The organism is Mycobacterium sp. (genome assembly GCF_052144515.1).
In the GTDB taxonomy this organism is placed as follows: domain Bacteria; phylum Actinomycetota; class Actinomycetes; order Mycobacteriales; family Mycobacteriaceae; genus Mycobacterium.
This window is the reverse complement of sequence record NZ_JBKQQD010000278.1, coordinates 1-3,072: the sequence shown is the minus strand read 5'-3', so window position 1 is coordinate 3,072 and position 3,072 is coordinate 1. Positions and strand designations below refer to the sequence as shown.

The following is a 3,072-nucleotide window of genomic DNA, read 5'->3' as shown; positions in this document are numbered from 1 at the left end:
GGCAAGCGGTCGACCGCCTGGTCACGCTGGCCCTGCCAGGTCGCGTCGACCAACACGTCGAACGAGCCAAGGCACGACAGCGTGCGCGCTACGGCATCCCTGACCGCTTCATCGAAGCCATCGGGTCGGGAACGGTCCACATTGACCCCTATGAAACTTCGGCCGTGTGGGCCTACGACTTTGCGTGGTGGCCGGTACCGGTCTTCCAGACGTACGCGGCTTACACGCCCGCCCTCGATGACCTGAACAGCGAATCACTGGCTACGGGGCCCCAATTCGTCCTGTCCCGGCGGGCCCCTAACATCGATCACCGGGTTGGTGTTCAAGAATCCCCCCGCTATTCGCGTGCGCTGCTGTGCGACTTCAGGGTGAGCGGCATCGCGAACGGCTGGGCGCTATTCACCCATAGCGGCTTTCCCCGCTGTGGGCCGCTCACCCCGCTGTCGGAGATCCCCATCGACGGGAACGATGTGATCACTGTCCCTGCCCCCAGCGGACCGGACATGGCAGTCCTGGTGGGGATCGATCTGGAGCCAACCATCCTCGATCGGCTTTTTCAGGGAACCGTCGCTCCGCTGAGCATCCCGACGCTCGTGCTCGACGGGGTCGCTCACCGCCTTGTCCCCGCCAACGCCGCCGAACCGTTTCTCGTCAATAGCCCTGCGTCGGTGAAGGGCACGAACCTGCAGATCCACGCCCACACCATCGGTGTCGGCCGTACCCCATCGCTGGGCCAGGGCGGCGTCGCTGCGCGACTGCGTTTCTACGAGATGCGCGTGGCGCCATAACCGGCGGCTGAGTTCCAGCCGTTCTGGTGGCGTAGGCGAGCCGGCACCCTGAATGCGTCCAGGACGCCGATCACCGCGCGGGACTCATTGGCCGAGAAGAAGGCACCGGACTTGTCCGTATTTTACGGTGCTCTTGTCGCTAGTGACATTGCCGACCGCTTCCTTGCGCGGACTCGGCCCAGTCGGTCGCCAGATACTCCCTCGGCGATGACGCCGCCGGACGGCGCCCCCGGGGATTATCCCTGCGCCACAACGCTTTCGCCTCAGCAACTGGACCACAGAAAGCCCGCGCCGACATTTCACAGCCAACCAGCCCGCACGGTCAGCTGACGCGAAACGAGTTCCCACTCCGCCCACGCCCACGCCTAGAGGTGCGTTATGGAATCCAAGCCCTTGTGGTAGCCGTCGGCGATATTGCCGACTGATGCTGCAATTCCTTGCAATTGGGTTTTCCGCGAAACACGATCAACGTGTACTGCCCAGCCGGTATCACTGTGGTTGGCCAGTGTCAGCGCCGCCACAAGATAACCGCTGCGAGCGCAGATACGTCATCACTTGCGCCGCCCACACCTGTCCTACGGGGTGACTAGTCTCAACCGGTTCCTGACCTTCGTCTCGCACACAATGACACTGTCATCAATCTGCGGAAACTGGACATCCGAGGCTGGCATGAGCAATATGCTGTGCGCACCTACACGGAGGCCAGAGAATCGGGATTCGAGGCGTTTTGAAAGCTCATCCACCAGTGGTTCTTCGATCAGAAGCAGAAGCCAATCCGTCGAATCCAGCTGCCGTGTATCGAACGATGTGACCTCGACGCCGGCGTCGCGGTGCCAAAGCGTGCGATCTGGATCCCGCTCTGCGTGGTCCCGAACTTGGGGAGGAAAAACCCATGGGGTCTGCAACTGAGTCGGTGGACTTTGAGTTCGATGTTTGTGTGGTCGGTGGTTGCGGGCATGTGGGGTTGCCGCTGGCGATCGTGATGGCGCACCGCGGATTGCGGGTCGCGATCGATGACATCGATACGAGTGCTGTCGAAATGGTTCGGGCCGGGCGGATGCCCTTCATGGAGGAGAAGGCCGAGCCCATGCTCGCCGAGGTCATTAACCGGAACTTGTTCGTCGACAATGACCCGATGCTGATATCGAGGTCGCGCATCGTCGTCGTCATTATCGGCACGCCGGTTGATGAGCACCTCAACCCGACGTTTCACAAGATCCACCGCTTCTTCCTCGACATGATGCCGTATCTGGTCGACGGCCAGTGCCTCATCCTGCGCAGCACGCTCTATCCAGGCACCACCGAGAAAGTCGACAAGCTGTTGCGCGCCGCGGGCCGGGACGTGCACGTCGCGTTTTGTCCGGAGAGGATCGCGCAGGGATGCGCCATGCGCGAACTCGTCGAATTACCACAGATTGTGGCGGGCTGTGACGACGAGGCGACCAGCGTGGCAACCGACCTCTTCGCCCGGATCGCCCCGTCGATTGTTGCGATGCAGCCGGTGGAGGCCGAGCTGACGAAGATTTTCGCCAACGTGTGGCGTTACATCCAGTTCGCGACGGCCAATCAGTTCTTCATGATCGCAACGGATTTCGGCATAGATTTCTACCGGATTCACGACGCGCTCACGCGCGACTACCCGAGGATGGCCGGGTTGCCGAAGAGTGGATTCGCGGCGGGGCCGTGTCTTTTCAAGGACACCATGCAGCTCGCGGCGGCGACCGAGTCGCGGTTCATGCTTGGGCACGCGGCGATGCTGATCAATGAGGGCCTGCCGGATTTCATTGTCCACCACATGAAATCACGGTACGAGCTTCAGGATTTGACGGTTGGGATTCTCGGCATGGCATTTAAGGGCGACATCGACGACACGCGAGAATCGCTGTCCTACAAACTGCGGAAGATCCTCGAGTACGAGGCGGCTGCGGTTGTATGCACCGATCCGTACGTCGACGACCCGCGCCTGGTGACGCTGGACGAGGCGCTGGAGCGATCCGATGTGCTCGTACTGGGGGCGCCGCACAGCGACTACCGGTCGCTGGTGATCCCCGACGGCAAGCCGGTCATTGACATCTGGAACTTCTTCGGAAAGGGAGCACAGCTTACGTGAAGATTCTCGTCACCGGCTCGGCCGGTTTCATCGCCGGCTACCTCGTCGAGGAGTTGCTTGCCAACGGTTACGAAGTGGTCGGGCTTGACAACTACTCCAAGTACGGGCCGGTTGAGCGGGCGTTCGACACAAATCCGAACTACACCGGCGTTGAGGGCGATGCCAAAGACGTCG

2 protein-coding genes and 1 pseudogene are annotated in these 3,072 nt (G+C 61.6%); all 3 read left to right on the top strand.

Going from position 1 to position 3,072, the window contains the following annotated elements:
- Window positions 1–788 (top strand): annotated as a pseudogene (locus ACLP9N_RS18105) (hypothetical protein); the annotation flags it as partial.
- Window positions 789–1,680: 892 nt separating this feature from the next.
- A complete protein-coding gene (locus ACLP9N_RS18100) occupies window positions 1,681–2,898 on the top strand; it encodes a nucleotide sugar dehydrogenase (RefSeq protein WP_442408709.1) in 1,218 nt (405 codons plus the stop codon).
- A partial coding sequence (locus ACLP9N_RS18095) for an NAD-dependent epimerase/dehydratase family protein (RefSeq protein WP_442408710.1) occupies window positions 2,895–3,072 on the top strand: 178 nt, incomplete at its 3' end. The genes ACLP9N_RS18100 and ACLP9N_RS18095, both read left to right, overlap by 4 nt.

Excerpts from the sequence above, each read along its gene's own strand:
- ACLP9N_RS18100 (WP_442408709.1), top strand. The coding sequence starts at position 1,681 with ATGGGGTCTGCAACTGAGTCGGTGGACTTTGAGTTCGATGTTTGTGTG.